Consider the following 16,609-nt stretch of genomic DNA (forward strand, 5'->3'; position numbering starts at 1 on the left):
CGGTCACCGGTCCACGCGCAGCGTGAACTCCACTCCTTCCAGGGCGAGTTCGCGCAGCCACTCCTCCGAGCGGGCCGCCGTCTCGGCGGCGCGGTTCAGGCCCGCCGGCAGGGAGCCGTCCAGGATGTGCCGGACGCCGAGAGCGAGGGGGCGGGAGACACAGCGGGCCATGGCGCTCTCCTCCTCGTCGCCCACCAGGTCCAGCAGGTAACTGCCGGACCAGCTCTGCCCTCCCCCGCCGCGCACATCGAGCGACACGGCGAGGACGACCCGGTCCCGGTCGGCGTCCGTGGTGGGGTAGGCCGCCGCCAACTCCCCTGCCAGGGCGGCGATTCGGGCGTCGTCGCCGGTCTTCAGCTCCTCGAAGACGGCGTCCCAGGCCTGCAGCCAGCCCTCCAGGCGCAGGGTGCCCCGCACGAAGGTCTGCGGCTTCCACGCGGGCGGCAGCCCGTACTGCTCGACGAACGGGACGCTGTCGCGGTTGGGGTAGACCTCGAACGCCTCCGCGTCGACGACATGCCGACGTGTCACCTCCCACGGCCGCTCGGCGACCGTTTCGGCACCGTCCTTGAGGTAACGGGCCGGTGCGCGCAGGGCGTTGAGAACACCGGCGGGCGCCCAGCTGAAGCGGTACCTGAAGTCGTTCGGGACGGCGGGGACACCGCCGCAGTACGAGGTGAGGCTGTACGAGGCGGCCGTGTCGTCACCGACGGCCGTCCGGGCGCGGCCGACCAGACAGTGCGCGAAGAGGTGGTCGATGCCCGGGTCGAGGCCGGCCTCGGTGAGGACCACGAGCCCGGCCGCCCCGGCCGCGGGCACCTGTTCGAGGACGGCGTCCGACACATAGCTGGAGCAGGCGAAGTGAACCTGTTCCCGGATGCAGGCCGCGAGGAGCCCGGCGTGCTCCGGGGCGGGCAGCATCGATACGACCACGTCACCGGGCGCCAGTTCGGCCGTGAGTGAGGGGAGGGTGTAAGCGCGGGGCTCGGCGCGTCCGGTGAGGCCCAGCCTGGTCAGAGCGTCGGCGGCGCGGTCCGCGGTGCGGTGCCACAGCCGTACGCGGTCGGCCGTGTCGCACAGCCGGGCCAGACCGCTGCCGGTGGACAGTCCGGCGCCGACCCAGTGGACGGTGCCGCTCGCGGGCACCCGTGCGGAGCTGTCAGCCATGGCGGTACTCCCCTTCTGCTTCTGCGATGCCGAGTTCGCGGGCGGCCTGGTGGTACCGGTCCTGACAGCGCCCCCAGGGCCCGCCCGTCCCGAAGTCCAGCAGCTGGGGCAGCAGCGCCGCCGAGAAGTCGGTGCTGGACTCGCGGGGCAGCAGGGAGGGCAGGTTGTCGATGGCGATCAGGTCGAGCGGGGGTTCCTTCCGCAGCCGGCGCACCGGGTCGGTCCAGTCGGTGGTGCGGTCGTAGACCGGCAGGACGTTCAGGGGGGAGCCGACGTCGACGGTGACGTCGCAGAGGGTGCGCAGCCGTCGGGCGGGGTCGTCGAGGTCCTGCTCGCGCAGGAAGGGCGGGATCGGGGCGGTGGCGAGGACGGCGTTGACCAGGACGTCGTGCGCGAGGAGGGCCGGGCGGTCCAGGTCGCGGGTCTCGGCGAGGTCCCAGGGCGTGGCCTCCTCGACCCCGGCGGTCATGAAGGCGAGGCGCGCACCCCGGCCGCTGCGGCCCAGGGCACCGATCACGAGCGCGGTGAACTCCTCGTCGTCGGGAGCGGGTTGGAGGGTGGCGTCCAGTTCCTCCTTCGACGTCGGCGTGAGCGGCGCGACGAGTTTCCCGCGATGCTGGAGGACGGCGAGGGCGGCACCGAGATAGCCGGCCCAGAAGCCGAACGCGGCGAGGCGGCGGCCGTCGTCGTCCACCAGGTACTCCAGGTCGAGCAGGACGCCGCCGCCCTGGGCGAACCGGCGGAGCAGGTCCTCGGCGCCGGGCTGCTGCTTGTAGGCGTGGCCGAAGTAGATGTGCCGGTGGGTGAGCTCACCTGGCCGGTCCGGGAGTTCCTTCAGCCCGATGACCACGGCCTGTTCGGGGGCCGACACCCAGGAGCCCGCGGGCGCGACGCGGCAGCCGGCAGCGTCGTACTCCTCGATGGGGAAGATCCGCTGCGGGGACTCCTCGACGGTCAGTGTCACCCCGCTCTCGACGAGGCGCCGGGCGTCGGCCGGCACGATCGGAGTGCGTCGTTCGGTGGAACGGACCTCGTGGCGCAGCCACAGATGGAGATCGGTCATACGCGGTTGGCCTCCGGGCGCGGGGCGTCGGCCATGAACCGGCCGGCGCTCAAGGGGCTGACGTCCACGAAGGGTACGCGGCCGAGGTACAGGTCACGGATGACCTCGCCGACGGCCGGTCCCTGCAGAAAGCCATGGCCGGAGAACCCGGTCGCGTACAGAAATCGGGACACGGAAGTCGCCTCGCCGATCAGCGCGTTGTGGTCCGGTGTGACCTCGTACAGACCCGCCCAGCCTCCCGTGCGGCGCAGGTCGAGCAGGGCGGGGGCGCGGTGCTCCATGGCCTCGGTCAGGCGGGGGATCCAGCGGTCGTGGGTGTCGGTGGCGAACCCGGGGCGCTCGTCGGGGTCGGACATGCCGAGGAGGAGGCCTGGGCCCTCGGTGTGGAAGTAGAGGCTGGTGGTGAAGTCGATCGTCATGGGCAGCTGCGGCGGCAGTCCGGCGACCGCTTCGGTGACCGCGATCTGGCGGCGCAGCGGCACCACGGGCAGGTCCACGCCGACCATCGCCCCGATCGTGCGCGACCAGGGACCGGCCGCGCAGATCACCGTGTCGGTGGCGATGCGCCCGATGGTGGTGGTCACGGCGGTGATCCGGTCGCCGTGCAGTTCGATGCCGGTGACGTCGTTGTGGCGTAAGAGCCGCGCCCCGTACTCGCGGGCCGCGGCCGCGTAGCCGTGGACGACGGACTCGGGGGTGCAGTGGCCGTCGTCCGGCGAGAACGCGGCCGCCAGCAGTCCGTCGGTGGTGATCAGCGGGGAGAGCCGCTGCGCCTCGGCGGGGTCGATCATGCGGCTCGGCACGCCGAGTGCGTTCTGCAGCCGGACGCCCGCCTCGAAACCGGCGACCTCCTCCGGCGTGGAGAGCAGGAACAGATAGCCGACCCGGTGCAGCCCGATGTCGTACCCGGTCTCGTCCCGGAACCGGCCGAACGCCTCCAGGCTGCGTGCCCCGAGCTGGATGTTGAGCTCGTCGGAGAACTGCGCCCGCACGCCCCCGGCCGCCTTGGACGTGGACCCGGACGCCAGTTCGTCCCGCTCGACGAGGACGACGTCCCGTACCCCGGCACGGGCGAGGTGATAGGCGATGCTGGTCCCCATCACACCGCCGCCGATGACGACGACACTCGCATGCATGTTCACGGGCCCACCCTCCTGGAAGTCGTCGGTCGTTCCCTCTTCCTGTCCGGATGGGCCCCGCGGCAATCAGGACAGGTGCGCGACCGCGTCCAGATGGGGCAGGTGGTGGTCGAGGCGCTCCCGCTTGGTGCGCAGGTAGGTGATGTTGTTCTCGCACGGCGGGATCAGCAGCGGGACCTGCTCGGCGATCTGGATGCCGTGCCGCAGCAACGCGTCGCGCTTGCGCGGATTGTTCGACATGAGGCGGACGCTGTTCACGCCCAGGTCGTGCAGGATCCCGGCGGCGACGCCGTAGTCGCGGGCGTCCACGGGCAGGCCGAGCGCGAGGTTGGCCTCGACGGTGTCCAGGCCCTCCGCCTGCAGGGCCATCGCGCGCAGCTTGCCGAGCAGACCGATGCCGCGGCCCTCGTGGCCCCGCAGGTAGACGACGATGCCACTGCCCTCGGCGACCACCGCGCGCAGTGCGGAGGCCAGCTGGTCGCCGCACTCGCAGTGCTGGGAGCCGAAGGCGTCGCCCGTCAGGCACTCGGAGTGCAGTCGGGTGAGGACGTTCTCCGCGCCTATCTCCCCGTACACCAGGGCCACTTGCTCGTCACCGCGGTCGTGGTCCATGTAGCCGATCGCGCGGAATTCCCCGTACACGGTGGGCAAGGGGGCATTCACCACGCGTTCCACGCCGGAACGCTGCGTGCGCTGAGCGGACTTCTTGCCGAGGACGCCAATTTTATCTGTCATGATTCTTCAGTTCCTAAGCAGAGACGAAAGGCCGGAAAAGATGAGTGATTCGCAGACGCAGCCGGCGGCACACTCGCTGGTGCCGGCGGACACCACCGACGACGTACGGACGCGGGGCGCGGGTGTCTCACGACAGGTCGCGGTCCTGCCCGTCGGAAGCTTCGAGCAGCACGGCCCGTACCTTCCACTGGCGACCGACACGCTCGTGGCCTGCGCCATCGCGCGTGAGATAGCCGCCGCACACCCGGTGCACCTCCTTCCGCCGGTGACGATCTCCTGCTCGCACGAACACGCGGCCTGGCCGGGGACCGTCAGCATCTCCTCCGTGACCCTTCATGCGGTGATACGGGACATAGCGGCTTCGCTCCGCCGGTCCGGCGTCGACGCTCTGGTGCTGGTCAACGGGCACGGCGGAAATTACGTACTGGGCAATGTCGTTCAGGAGTCCTCCGCGCAGGGCGAGCGAATGGCACTGTTCCCGGCCCCGGAGGACTGGGAGGCGGCGCGGGAGCGGGCGGGGGTGGAGACCTCGCTGCTCACCGACATGCACGCGGGGGAAATTGAGACCTCCATCCTTCTGCACACTCATCCCGAATTGATCCGACCCGGTTATGAGACTTCCGATTTCGTTGCGGACGACCGCCGTCAGCTACTCACCCTCGGTATGTCCGCCTATACCGATTCGGGTGTCATAGGCCGCCCTTCGCTGGGTTCCGCGGAAAAGGGGAAGCGCCTGCTGGCGAGCCTCGCGGATTCCTTCGGCGCGTATGTGTCACTGCTGACCTCCGCGGACGATTCCGTACGGGACACGGGAGACGCACGAAAATAGCGGCTGGGCTCCGGGTCCGCTACGGCTACGGCTACGGCGGACCCGGAGCGCGTGCGCAGGCCGGTGTACCAGCGGGCGACGAGGACGAGGACGCCGGGCAGGGCGGCCACGAAACTGAGGACGCCGTACACGACGGCGACGGCCAGTCCGGTGTCGGCGCCGAGCCCGGCGGCGCCGAACGCCCAGGCGGTGGCGCCCTCGCGGGGACCGAACCCTCCGACGTTCAGGGGCACGCCCATGGCAAGCAGGGCCAGGACGGCGAGCGGCAGCAGGGCGGCCACGGAGGCCGTGGAGCCGGCGATCCGCGCGGCGAGCACGAACATCGCGATGTGACCGGCGAGGACGACGCCGGAGGACACGGCGACGCCGGGACCGTTGCGGCGGGACAGCAGGGCCTCGCGGGCCTCGCCGAGGGTGGTGCGCACGGCCGTCGGCTTGGTCCCCTCACGGCGGGACGGCGCACGGTTCATGCGCAGGGCGGCCACGACGGCGAGTGCGCCCACGGCGGCCAACAGGATGAGCGGCGTGAGGTCGCGGGCCTCGTTCAGCACCGGGGACGGCATGGTCAGCAGCACGACGGCACCGACGGCGGCGAGGGCGACCTGGCCGGCCGCGCGTTCGAGCACGACCGCACGGACGCCACGGCCCATGTCACCGGCGCTCTGCCCGTGCCGCACGGCCCGGTGCACATCGCCGAGGACGCCGCCCGGGAGGGCGGCGTTGAGGAACAGGGCGCGGTAGTAGTCGGCGACGGCCGGCCCGAGCGGCAGCCGGATCCGCAGCCCGCGTGCCACCAACTGCCAGCGCCACGCGCTGAACACGGTGGTGACGAGCCCGATCCCGAGTGCCGCGACCAGTGCCGTCGCGTCGATCCGCCGCAGCCCGTCGAGGAAGACGCCGGTACCGAGGCGCCAGAACAGCGCGACGAGGATGGCGACGCCGAAGACCGTGCCCAGGTGGGTGCGGACGGCGGGGGTGTTGAGACGGGCCAGGCGGGTGCGCAGGCGGGGGCGGCCCGGGCGGGCCGTGGGCTTGGTGTCGGCTCGGGTGGCAGGGCCCGCCGCCGGGACCACGACGGCCCCGCTCACGGCACAGGCCTTCACTCGCCGTTCCCGAGCCTTGGCGCCCCGTCGCGTGACGCGCGCCCCCGCCACCGTCCCCACGCTCATGACGCTCCGCCCGTCGGTCGCACCAGCGCCAGCAGGTCGCTGTGGTGGACCACGACACTCAACTCGCCCGCCTGGCAGGCGGCGAGGCGGTCCTGCAGATAGCGGTCGGCGCGCTCGCGCAGGTCGGGGCGCTGCTCGACCGCCGCGCCGACCCAGCCGCGCAGCCACTGCGCGGTGAGCGCGGACTCGTCGGGGCCGAGCCGCCAGGGGCTCGGGTGCACCTGGACGGTCGCGCCGTGCTCGGAGAAGGCCTCCGCCGCCGCGGTGATCGCGTCCGGCCCCAGCATCCCCGAGCGCCGCTGGTGGGCGTTGAACGCCTCGGCGATCTCCTGGTCCAGCGGGTCGGACGGGGTGAGTTCGACGCGGCCCGCGACGGACAGCGTCAGCAGCGCCGGGCAGCCCGCGCCCGCGCAGGCGGCGGCGAGGGCGTCGACCTCCTCGCGGGTGAGGACGTCGAGCAGCGCGGAGGCGGTCACCAGCGAGGCGCCGGCGAGGCCGTCCGGGGTGAGGCGGCCGACGTCGCCGCGGCGCGTCTCGACCGTGACGCGGCTGCCGTCCGCGGAGGAGCGCGGGGAGGCCACGGCGGCGAAGTGCAGGAGATAGGGGTCGCGGTCGTGCAGGACCCAGTGCTGGGCGCCGTCCAGGTGGGGCGCCAGCCAGCGGCCCATGGAGCCGGTGCCGCAGCCCACGTCGTGGATCACGACTCCGGACCGTCCGGGCCGGTTGGCGAGCCGGATCCGCAGCGGGTCGAGCAAGTCGTGCGCCCGCGCGGCGGCGTCGGCGCCTTCCCGCAGCTCCAGCCACTCCGGGGCATAGCGGGGCGGGTCGTCCGGCCCGGCATCCCTGAGCCGTACGGTCGCGCGCTCGCCGGGACCGAGGCTGGGCCCCGCCCCGAGGATCACGGCGTCCGGGTCGGCCGCCGCCGGTGCGGATACGCCGCCCGGGGCGCCCTCCGCCGAAACGATCCCGCTCTGCGGTGCAGGATCGCGCGGTCCCGGCTGGGCCGGAATCGCCCCTCCGCTCTGCGCCGTTGCCGTGTCCCTCATGCGACCCTCCGGGGTTCGTTCGGCAGTCGGCCCAGTACCGAGGCCAGGCTGCGGGCCGTGCCGGCCCAGCCGTTCAGGGCGGCCCGGCGTCCCCGGGCAGCCGCCTTCAGTCGGCGTCGTACGTCCGCCTCGCCGAACCAGCCGCGCAGCTCGGCGGCGATCGCGGCGGGGTTCTCCGGCGGGACGAGGATGCCGGGGACACCGCCGTCGGGGGCCCGGCCGACCGCCTCCGGCAGTCCGCCGACGTCCGTCGCGAGCACCGGGATGCCGCGCCCGAGGGCTTCCGTCACCGCCATGCCGTACGTCTCGGCGTAGGAGGTGAGCACCATGAGGTCGGCGGCGTTGTAGCTGGCGTCGAGTTCGGCGCCGGCCTGCGGGCCCGCAAGGACCAGCCGGTCCTCGAACCCGTGCTCGACTATCAGGGACCGCAGTTCGGCCACGTACTCGGGGTCCTGGTTCAGCGGGCCCACGCAGACGCAGCTCCACGGCAGGTCGGTCACCGACGCCAGCGCCTCGACCAGCCGGTGCTGTCCCTTGCGGGGTGTCACGGCGGCCACGCACAGCAGGCGGGACACGCCGTCCGTGCCGGAGGCCAGCGGCGCGATGTCGGCGCCGGGGGCGGCGACATGGACGCGGTCGGGCGCGAGGCCGTGGTGGGAGACGAGGCGGCGGACGGCCCAGTCGCTGGTGGCGATCACCGCGGGAACGGCCCGCAGCACCGTGCGTTCCCGGGCGTCCAGCTCCGCGGCGACGGCGGGGTCCAGGCCCGTCTCGTCGCCGAGCGGCAGATGGACGAGGACCGCGAGGTTCAGCCGTTCCGCTTCCGGGACGATGATCTCGGGCACCCCGCAGGCGACCAGTCCGTCCAGCAGGACGACGGTCCCGTCGTGGAACTCCCCCAGCGTGCGGGCGAGTTCGGCGCGCGCCGCCGCCCCCGGGCTGGGCCAGCTGCCGTCCACCGCGTGCTTGTGCACCTGCCAGCCGAAGCCGGGCAGATCCAGACTCACCCGCCGGTCATAGGCGTTGCCGCCGCTCGGCGCGGACGCGTCGTCGACGCCGCCCGGCATCACGAAGTGGACGGAGCGCAGGGACATGGGGATGATCTCGGCGTTCTTCAGGGCGGAGTGCTGCACGGGCAGATAGCCGAGCGCCACCTTCTCCGACTTCTCCGGAGCCTTTTCCACGGCGACGGCCTGCTCCAGGGTCACGTCGGTCACAGCGCACGCTCGTAACTCGCCCATGCGACATGCGACTCGTGCAGCGTCACGGTGAGACCTGCGAGGCCCTTGGCGCCCTCGCCCAGCGCACCCTTCTCGATCCGCTCGGCGAGCCGGTCGGCGATGACCTTGGCCAGGAACTCGGTGGAGGTGTTGATCCCGGCGAAGTCGGGTTCGTTGTCGAGGTTTCTGTAGTTCAGCTCACCCACGACGGCACCCAGTTCCCGAGTGGCCAGTCCGATGTCGACGACGATGTTGTCGTCGTCCAGCTGCTCGCGCCGGAATGTGGCGTCCACCAGGAACGTCGCTCCATGCAGACGCTGCGCGGGTCCGAAGACGTCGCCGCGGAAGCTGTGGGCGATCATGATGTGATCGCGGACGGTGATGCTGAACAACGGACGACCCTCCAGGTGCGGTGCGCTCCTCATCCCCGCCGATCGGCTGCCGGGGATGCCGTGTAGTACGGCTCTTCGCTTCCCGTTGTTCAGCCGTCTCTCACTCTTTTCTCAGGTCAGGCGCTCTTGTCGTCCCCGATTGAACGAGTCCGTCAGCACGTGTCCGGTCCTGTCAGGTCGTGTCCGCGTACCTGACCCGATGACAGAGCGCCGAAATCTCCCCGGAAGCGAGCTTCGGCATCACCTCGGGCAGCTCCGCGAAAGCGCTCTCCCCCGTGACGAGAGCGTCGAGGGCGGGGTCGGCGAGCAGGTCGAGGGCGAGGGCGAGCCGGTCGGCGTACGTGCGGCTGGCACTGCGGGCCGGGGAGACGGTGCCGACCTGGCTGCTGCGGATGACGAGCCGCCGGGAGTGGAAGGCCTCGCCCAGCGGCAGAGCCACCTTCCGGTCGCCGTACCAGCTGAGTTCGACGACCGTGCCCTCGGGGCGGAGCAGTTCGAGCGACCGGGCGAGGCCCTGCTCGGTGGCGCTGGCGTGGACCACCAGGTCGCGGTCGCCGAGCGCCTCGTCGGGCGTGGCGAAGGCGACACCGAGGGCCTCGGCGACCTCGGCCCGGCGCGGATCGGCGTCGACCAGCTGGAGCCGTACACCCGGGAAGCGGGCCAGCAGGGCGGCCACCGAGCAGCCGACCATGCCGCCGCCGACCACGGCGATCCGGTCACCGACCATGGGTGCGGCGTCCCAGAGCGCGTTGACGGCGGTCTCGACGGTGCCGGCGAGGACGGCCCGTTCGGCGGGCACGGTGTCGGGTACGACGGTGACGGCGCTCGCGGGGACGACGTACCGCGTCTGATGCGGGTACAGGCAGAAGACCGTACGGCCGACCAGTGCTGTCGGCCCCTCCTCGACCATCCCGACGCTGAGATAGCCGTACTTCACCGGGGCGGGGAAATCGCCCTCCTGGAACGGCGCCCGCATGGCCGCGTGCTGGCTCTGCGGGACCCCGCCCCGGAACACGAGTGTCTCCGTGCCACGGCTGACCCCGGAGTACAGCGACCGCACCAGCACATCGCCCTCGCCCGGCTCCGGAAGGGTGACCTCCCGGATCTCTCCCTCACCCGGAGAGGTGAGCCAGAACGCACGTGCGGCGTGGTTCATCGGAATCCTCCTGAACGATCTGCGGGCTGTTCACGTACCGAGGTATGCACAGGTCGCGCACAGTACGCGGCCTTGATCGACTCTGTCATCCGGCCGGAGGAACGTGCGGTGGCCCTGAACAACACTTACGACGCGAGGCTGGTCCAGCAGGAGACCGCTGTGGGAGCGGGCGTGCAGATCCTTTTGCTGGCCCTGCTCGGCTCGGCGATCGGCATGGGGCCGGCGGGCTGGCTGACCGGCCTGGTCTTCGCCATCGCCACCTGGGCGCTGCTCTCGCTGGCTTTGCACCGATCCCGGCTCCGCTCCTTCGGGCCGGCGAACCGAGTCACCCTCGGCCGCGCGACGCTGGTCGGCGGCGTCACGGCGCTGGTCGCGGACTCCTTCCAGAGTTCTCCGCCGGTGACGTTGTTCGTCGGCCTGACCGCGGTCGCCCTGATCCTCGACGGCGTGGACGGCAAGGTGGCCCGCCGTACGGGCACGTCGACCGCCCTGGGCGCGCGTTTCGACATGGAGGTGGACGCGTTCCTGATCCTGGTGTTGAGCGTGTACGTCTCGATGTCGCTGGGTCCGTGGGTGCTCCTCATCGGCGCCATGCGCTACGGCTTCGTCGCCGCCGCCCGCGTCTGGCCCTGGCTGAACGCCGCGCTCCCGCCGAGCACGGCCCGCAAGACGGTCGCCGCGATGCAGGGTGTGTTCCTGCTCATGGCCGCGTCCGGCCTCTTCCCGTACCTGGCGACGTTCGCGGTCACCGCGACGGCGCTGGCGGCGCTGGTCTGGTCGTTCGGCCGGGACATCCTGTGGCTGTACCGCAACCGGCCGGCGCGCGTGCGGCGGGCACCGGTGGCGGAGGTGCGGGAGCTGGTGGCGTCCTGAGGGGTCGGTCGCCGGACGGCACCAGGGGTGCCGTGGACGGCAGTCAGCCGTCGATTCCCTTGCTGAGAAGCTCAGTCATTCGTAGGGCTTGTTCGCCGAGGCCCGGTCCGGCCGCGAGGTCAGATCGACGGTCCGAGCCCCGGACTCCCCGGCGAGCCGGACCGCCTCACGCATCAGCAGCCCCGGGGACGCCATGAGCGGCAGTCAGCCGTCGAGCTGCATCCGGTACACGGTCGAGTCCCTTGCCGCGAACCCCAGTCGTTCGTACAACCTGTTCGCCGAGGCCCGGTCCGGCCGCGAGGTCAGATCGACGGTCCGCGCCCCGGACTCCCGGGCGAGCCGGACCGCCTCACGCATCAGCAGCCCCGCGACTCCGTGACCGCGCGCGGCTCCGTCGATGACCACGTCCTCGATCCGGGCACGCAGTCCGGAAGGCACGGGAATCTGTACGAGGGTCAGCGTGCCGACGATCTCGCCGTCCGCCCGAGCCACGAGAACGGTGTTCGTGTCGCACCTCACGATGCGGTCGACCGCCGCGAGGTCGAGGGGCTTGGCCCTGCGGGACAGCTGCGGCAGCAGCCGGTCGAAGGCGGCCACGAGTTCCGCGCCCGCCTCCCGGGCGATCTCCACCTGAACATCCATGCGGGGACCCTACCGACGCGGCAGCACCCCGACAGCCGCCACCGGTACGACCGCCAGCACCAGCCACGGCACGGCGGCGGGCAGGCCGGTGTCGAGGAGGCTTCCCGTGGCCGAGCTGCCGAGCAGGACGATCAGGCCGGAGACCGAGGACAACGCGCCGGTGTAGAGGCCGAGTCGGCCCTCCTCCGCGAGGTCGGGCACCCAGGCGCGGGCGACCGGGGCGACGAGCATCTGGCCGAGGGTGAGCAGGACGACGAAGCCGGCCGCGGGCAACAGCCCCGCCGTACCGGTCCAGTCGGCGGGCCGGGCCGCGGCCACCACCGCGAACCCCGCCGCGATCAGCAGCAGCCCGGCGACCATGGACCGGCGCAGGGTGAGCCGCTCCCCCACCCACCGGGTGACGGGCAGCTGGGCGACCACCACCAGCAGCGAGGACAGGGCGAACAGCCAGGCCAGCGCGGCCTGGGAGCCCGTGGCGCGCTCCACCTCGTCGGGGAGGGCGAGATAGAGCTGGTTGTAGGCGAGCAGGTAGGCGCCGTAGGCACAGCACAGCGCGAGGAAGCGGCGGTTGCGCAGCAGCTTCCCCATGCCGCCGCGCAGCCGTACACCCCCTCGCCCGGGTATGTGCTGCGGCAGCAGCCACGCGTGCCCGGCGAGGACGAGGACGAAGATGCCGGCGCCGGCGAGGCAGACCGTACGGAAGTCCACCGCCAGCAGCAGCGCGCCGAGCAGCGGCCCGACGAACGCGCCTGCCTGTCCGGCCACCGTCAGCAGCGCGAGGACGCGGGTCCGGGAGCCGCCGCCGGACTCCTCCCACACCACGGCCTGCCGGGCGACCTCGGACTCGACGGCGGGTGAGAACAGCGCGGCGGCGAACCCGATCAGCAGCACGGCGCCGATGACCGCCCACGTCTGTCGCGCGTACCCGAGCCAGGCGAACCCGGCGATCCGCAGCGCACAGCCGGTGAGCACGACGGGCCGGATGCCGTACCGGTCGGCCAGCGCCCCGCCCACCACGAACAGCCCCTGCTGGCTGAACGTCCGCAGCCCCAGCACGAACCCGACCATCCAGCCCGCCATCCCGACGGCCTGCCCCAGGTGCTCGGCGAGGAAGGGCAGGACGGCGAAGAAGCCGATGTTGAAGGCGAGTTGGGTGAGGATGAGGAGGCGCAGGAGAGGGGAGAGCCGGGGTCGGTCCGGCGGCTTGCGGAGACTACGCGACAGCAGCGAGGTCATCCCGCCCCCACCAACTCCTTGGCGGGTGACTGCTGTTCGGGCACGGGCACGGCAGGCTCACCCCGGTCCCTTCGCCGCCGCCCGCCCCGCAGGCCTCCGGCCGCCGTCACCGCCAGCGCACCCAGCAGGGCGAGTACGGCGGCGGGGGCGAGGACCGCCCAGGGGGCGCGCTCGGCGTAGGGCTGGTTCTCGGCGAGGAGCAGGCCCCACTCCGGGGAGGGCGGCTGGGCGCCCAGGCCGAGGAAGGCCAACGAGGCGAGGGCGAGGGCGACGCCGGGCAGGCGGAGCAGGGCGTGGCGGGTGACGGGCGGCACGACGGCGGGCAGCAGTTCGTGGCGCAGCAGGTACCAGGGGCCGGCGCCCAGGGCGCGGGTGGCGGTGAGGTGGAGGGCGGCGCGTTCCTGCCGTAGCAGCGCCGAGGTGTGGGCGGCCAGTGGGGCCCACGCCACGGCGGCAACGGCGAGCGCGGGCGTGGCGGTTCCGCTGCCGACGACCGCGGTGACGAGCAGGGCGACCAGGACCGGCGGCAGCGCGGTGACTGTGTCGACGAGCGGGCCGGACAGCCGGGGCAGCAGGCCGAGCGCCACTCCGGTGAGCAGGGTGACCGCGGTGATCGCGCCGGCGAGCAGCAGCGTGTCGAGGGCGCCGTGGGAGACGCGGGCGAGGATGTCCCTGCCGAGGGCGTCGGTGCCGAACGGGTGCCCCGGCGAAGGGGCCGCGAGTCGCTCGGCGGTGTCGAGGGCCAGCGGGTCACGGGACAGGCCGAGGGCGACGACGCCGACGAGCAGGCCGCCGTATGCGAGCGGCAGGAACCTGCGTGCGGGCGGCGGCGGCCGGTGCAGGGACGGCAGCGCGCCGTCGCGCAGGGCCGGGCCGATCAGCAGGCGGGCGAGGAGGTGGGCCAGTCCGGCGGCGGCCGCGGCGAGCAGGACGAGGGCGAGGGTGCCGGCCTGGAGGACGGGCAGGTCCTGGGCGAGGGCGGCCTGGAGGGTGGTGCGGCCGAGGCCGGGGATGTCGAAGATCTGCTCGACGGTGACCGATCCGCCGGTCAGACCCACGACGAACAGGACGGTGTTGGGGAGCAGCCCGGGCAGGCAGCGGCGCAGGGCCTGGCGGGCGACGCTGCGGCCGGGGAGTCCGCGTGCGGTGGCGGCCAGCGCCCAGGGCTCGGCGAAGGCGCCGGGCAGCAGGTCGTCGAGGAGCCGGCCGAGCACGGCACCGGCGGGCAGGCCGAGGGCGAGGGCCGGGAGGATCGTCCACTGGGGGCCGTACCAGCCGAGGGCGGGCAGCCAGCCCAACTGCACGCCGACGACGGTCGCGAGGACGGACGCGGTGAGGAACTCGGGGAGCGCGGCGAGGACGGCGGAACCGCTGCCTCCGGCACGCCGCCCGTCGAGCCGCCGGTGGGCGCCGAGCCACAGGGTGCGGGCGCAGATCAGCGCGGCGGTGACGGCGGCGAGCAGGAGGGCCACCGCCATCAGCAGAAGGGACGCGCCGAGGGCCTGGAGCACGGCGGGTGTGACCTCGCTGCCGGAGATCCACGACCGGCCGGCGTCCCCGCGCCCCAGCCCGCTCAGCCAGTCACCGAGGAGACGGAACGGGCCCGCGTCCAGGCCGAGCTGGGCGCGGATGTCCGCCAGCACCTCGGGGGTGGGGTCGCGGTCCGCCGACCGGGCCTTGAGCACGGTGAGCGCCGGGTCGGTGCGCGACAGCCAGGGCAGTACGCCGATGGCGCACACCAGGGCGGCCGCGATCCCCGCACGCCACAGGAGCGTGACTGTCTGGCGCCGCACGGGTCAGCGCCGGGTGCCGATGCCGACGAGGGTGCGCTCGTACGGGTCGAGGAGCTCGCCTCGGACATCGGTGCCGACGCCGGTGATGATGCGCTGGTGGACCAGCGGTACGACGGCGTCGGTGCCGAGGATCTCGGCCTCGGCCGTCATGGCCGCGTCCTGCCGCTCGGCCGTGCCGGCGATCTCCGCGGCCTCGGCCACGGCCCGGTCGACGTCCTTGTCGCAGAGCAGGGCCAGGTTGTAACTGCCGTCGCACGTGTAGTCGCCGGCGAGGACACCGACGGGGTCGCCGGTGTCGACCAGGCTGTTGCGGGCGCCGACGAACGCGTCGAACTTGCCGTCCAGCGCGTCGCTCTCCAGCCGCGAGTACTCGCGCACCTCCAGCGTGACCTCGAACCCTGCCTTCTCCAGCTGCTGCTTCAGCACCTGGGCGACTTCCGGGAGTTCCGGCCGGTTGTCGTAGGTGGCGAGGTTGATCCGGGTCTTGTCGGGCTTGCCCGCCTTCGCCCGCCCGACCGGCTCGGTCCGCTTGCCGGCGGCCCAGGTGACGGCGGGCCCGTAGATGCCTGCGCCGGCGTCGGCGTATCCCTCGTAGACGCCCTTGGCGAACGCGGAGGTGTCGACGGCCTGCCGGGCGGCGGCCCGCAGAGCGGCGTCCTTGAAGGGGCCCTTCCTCGTGTTGAGGAGCAGGCTCGTGGTGCGGGTGGTGGCGGTGGCCTCGCGGGTGGCCTTGTCGAGGGTGGCGGCCTGGGCGACGGGGATCGCCTCGGCGAGGTCGACCTGGTCGGTGCGCAGGGCGCTCGCGCGGGCGGTGCCGTCGGCGACGAACTTGACGTCGATGCCGGCGGCCTGGGCACGGCCGCCCCAGTAGTCGTCGTAGCGGTCGAGGGTGGCGGCCGTGGAGCCGAGCACCTTGGTGAGCTCGAAGGGCCCGGTGGCATGGCCGACCGGGTCGGCCTTGGTCTGCTTGTCCTTGTTGCCGTAGGCCTTGCCGGAGAGGATGGCGAGGGAAGGGCTGGACAGACGAAGCGGCAGGACGGCGTCGGGGGCCCCGGTGGTGATCCGTACGCCCTTGCCGCCCTCGGCCTTCGCGGTGAGGGTGACGCCGGAGAGGGCGGCGGGGACGGGCTTGGCCTGCGTGGCGTGGGTGAGGGCGGCGGCGACCGCGGCGGGGGTGACCGCGGAGCCGTCCTGGAAGGTGGCCTCGCGCAGGGTGAACAGCCAGGTGCGGTCGTTCTCCTGGCGCCAGGAGGCGGCGAGGGCCGGGGCTGCGGCGCCGTTGGCGTCCAGCGCGGTCAGGCCTTCGGTGACGCCGAGACGGCTGAGGATGGTGGCGTCGGCGCCGTACGGCGAGAGGTTCTCGGCGGGCGGGAAGGCGAGGGCGACTCGCAGGCGGGAGCCGTCCCGGGCGTCGCCCGCGGCGTCGGAACCGCCGCTGGAGGCGAAGCAGCCGGCGAGGACGGGGGCCAGGACGAGGGCGAGGAGCGGGCGGATTCGGCGTGGCACGGTCTATCGCTCCATCGGTATCTCGAAGTGGACGACGCCGTTCCCGCCGTCCCTGTCCTCGCGCTCGTCGTGCACGACCTTGCCGAGCGAACGCCAGAACGCCTCGGCGCCCGGCACTTTGGGGTCGGTGTGCAGATAGACGGCGCGGTAGCCGCCGTCCGCCGCCGCGAAGGCGAGCAGTTCGCCGACGAGTTGCCGGGCCAGGCCGCGCCTGCGGTGCTCGGCCCGGACGTAGACGCGACGCAGCTGCGCGGTCTCGCCGGACGGGTAGCGCTCGGCGAGCTCGCGCGGGTTCGGCGGGTGGGCCGGGCCGCGTGAGTCGAGGGCGGCGGTGGCGACCACACTCCCGTCGCGCGGGTCGAGCGCGACGAGGAGGGTGTGGCGGGGCGAGGCGAGATAGGCGGCGGCCGGGTCGACGATGTCCGCGTGCCAGCGGGGCACGTAGCCGGTACCGAAATCGCGGTGGACGGTGTCGAGCATCAGGGCTCGCGCACCGTCGAGGTCGTGCGGGCTCGCCGCCCTGATGCTGTAGTCGTGCACTTGCACATCATATGCATCAAGCTCGCAAGCCCTTTCCGTTACCCCGCCTGTCACACAACCCCCCTTACGGGGCAGGCGATTCAACAGCGGCCGAAGATCACCT

The 16,609-nt window shown here is 72.9% G+C and carries 15 protein-coding genes and 1 pseudogene; 2 read left to right on the forward strand and 14 right to left on the reverse strand.

Features of this window, described 5'->3' with window-relative positions; genetic code table 11:
* Window positions 1-3: 3 nt before the first annotated feature.
* From OG331_RS11545 to ribA, 4 genes are all read right to left on the reverse strand, one after another.
* Window positions 4-1,167, reverse strand: a complete 1,164-nt coding sequence (locus OG331_RS11545) for a saccharopine dehydrogenase family protein (protein WP_406194735.1) — start codon at window positions 1,165-1,167, stop codon at window positions 4-6.
* Window positions 1,160-2,230: a saccharopine dehydrogenase gene (locus OG331_RS11550; protein ID WP_406194737.1), complete on the reverse strand. Its 1,071-nt coding sequence runs from the start codon at window positions 2,228-2,230 to the stop codon at window positions 1,160-1,162. The genes OG331_RS11545 and OG331_RS11550 overlap by 8 nt, the downstream gene beginning before the upstream one ends.
* Window positions 2,227-3,366 (reverse strand): NAD(P)/FAD-dependent oxidoreductase, encoded by a 1,140-nt coding sequence (locus tag OG331_RS11555; RefSeq protein WP_406209951.1) that lies wholly within the window; start codon window positions 3,364-3,366, stop codon window positions 2,227-2,229. The genes OG331_RS11550 and OG331_RS11555 overlap by 4 nt, the downstream gene beginning before the upstream one ends.
* Window positions 3,367-3,435: 69 nt before the next feature.
* Window positions 3,436-4,104 carry a GTP cyclohydrolase II gene (gene ribA / locus OG331_RS11560; RefSeq protein ID WP_406194740.1) on the reverse strand — a complete coding sequence of 223 codons (669 nt, stop codon included), beginning with the start codon at window positions 4,102-4,104 and terminating at the stop codon, window positions 3,436-3,438.
* A gap of 40 nt (window positions 4,105-4,144) precedes the next feature.
* On the opposite strand from ribA, the gene OG331_RS11565 reads away from it, so the two are divergent.
* Window positions 4,145-4,933 (forward strand): creatininase family protein, encoded by a 789-nt coding sequence (locus tag OG331_RS11565; protein ID WP_406194742.1) that lies wholly within the window; start codon window positions 4,145-4,147, stop codon window positions 4,931-4,933.
* 152 nt (window positions 4,934-5,085) lie between these two features.
* Here the strand turns inward: OG331_RS11565 and OG331_RS11570 are convergent.
* The 5 genes and pseudogenes from OG331_RS11570 to OG331_RS11590 all read right to left on the reverse strand — a co-directional run.
* Window positions 5,086-6,102 (reverse strand): annotated as a pseudogene (locus OG331_RS11570) (lysylphosphatidylglycerol synthase transmembrane domain-containing protein); the annotation flags it as partial.
* Window positions 6,099-7,148, reverse strand: coding sequence for a trans-aconitate methyltransferase (locus OG331_RS11575; RefSeq protein ID WP_406194746.1), 1,050 nt, complete (start codon window positions 7,146-7,148; stop codon window positions 6,099-6,101). The pseudogene OG331_RS11570 and the gene OG331_RS11575, both read right to left, overlap by 4 nt.
* Entirely contained in the window at window positions 7,145-8,365 is a 1,221-nt protein-coding gene (locus tag OG331_RS11580) for a glycosyltransferase family 4 protein (RefSeq protein ID WP_406194749.1), read from the reverse strand. The genes OG331_RS11575 and OG331_RS11580 overlap by 4 nt, the downstream gene beginning before the upstream one ends.
* Window positions 8,362-8,760, reverse strand: coding sequence for a 6-carboxytetrahydropterin synthase (locus OG331_RS11585; RefSeq protein WP_093747920.1), 399 nt, complete (start codon window positions 8,758-8,760; stop codon window positions 8,362-8,364). The genes OG331_RS11580 and OG331_RS11585 overlap by 4 nt, the downstream gene beginning before the upstream one ends.
* A gap of 172 nt (window positions 8,761-8,932) precedes the next feature.
* Window positions 8,933-9,916, reverse strand: a complete 984-nt coding sequence (locus OG331_RS11590; protein WP_406194753.1) for a zinc-binding alcohol dehydrogenase — start codon at window positions 9,914-9,916, stop codon at window positions 8,933-8,935.
* A 108-nt stretch (window positions 9,917-10,024) separates the two neighbouring features.
* On the opposite strand from OG331_RS11590, the gene OG331_RS11595 reads away from it, so the two are divergent.
* A complete protein-coding gene (locus OG331_RS11595) occupies window positions 10,025-10,789 on the forward strand; it encodes a CDP-alcohol phosphatidyltransferase family protein (RefSeq protein ID WP_406209954.1) in 765 nt (254 codons plus the stop codon).
* A gap of 204 nt (window positions 10,790-10,993) precedes the next feature.
* Here OG331_RS11595 and OG331_RS11600 read toward each other — a convergent pair whose 3' ends face one another.
* The 5 genes from OG331_RS11600 to OG331_RS11620 are packed head-to-tail and all read right to left on the reverse strand — an operon-like array spanning window position 10,994 to window position 16,506.
* Window positions 10,994-11,431 carry a GNAT family N-acetyltransferase gene (locus OG331_RS11600; protein ID WP_406194755.1) on the reverse strand — a complete coding sequence of 146 codons (438 nt, stop codon included), beginning with the start codon at window positions 11,429-11,431 and terminating at the stop codon, window positions 10,994-10,996.
* Between the two features lie 9 nt (window positions 11,432-11,440).
* Window positions 11,441-12,667: an MDR family MFS transporter gene (locus OG331_RS11605; protein WP_406194757.1), complete on the reverse strand. Its 1,227-nt coding sequence runs from the start codon at window positions 12,665-12,667 to the stop codon at window positions 11,441-11,443.
* Window positions 12,664-14,460 carry an ABC transporter permease subunit gene (locus tag OG331_RS11610; RefSeq protein ID WP_406194759.1) on the reverse strand — a complete coding sequence of 599 codons (1,797 nt, stop codon included), beginning with the start codon at window positions 14,458-14,460 and terminating at the stop codon, window positions 12,664-12,666. Before OG331_RS11610 ends, OG331_RS11605 begins: the two co-directional genes overlap by 4 nt.
* Window positions 14,461-14,463: 3 nt before the next feature.
* Window positions 14,464-15,966, reverse strand: a complete 1,503-nt coding sequence (locus OG331_RS11615; RefSeq protein WP_406194762.1) for an ABC transporter substrate-binding protein — start codon at window positions 15,964-15,966, stop codon at window positions 14,464-14,466.
* 3 nt (window positions 15,967-15,969) lie between these two features.
* Entirely contained in the window at window positions 15,970-16,506 is a 537-nt protein-coding gene (locus OG331_RS11620) for a GNAT family N-acetyltransferase (protein ID WP_406194764.1), read from the reverse strand.
* Between the last annotated feature and the right edge of the window lie 103 nt (window positions 16,507-16,609).

Origin of the sequence: Streptomyces sp. NBC_01017 (genome assembly GCF_045162795.1) — a bacterium.
Lineage (GTDB): Bacteria > Actinomycetota > Actinomycetes > Streptomycetales > Streptomycetaceae > Streptomyces > Streptomyces machairae.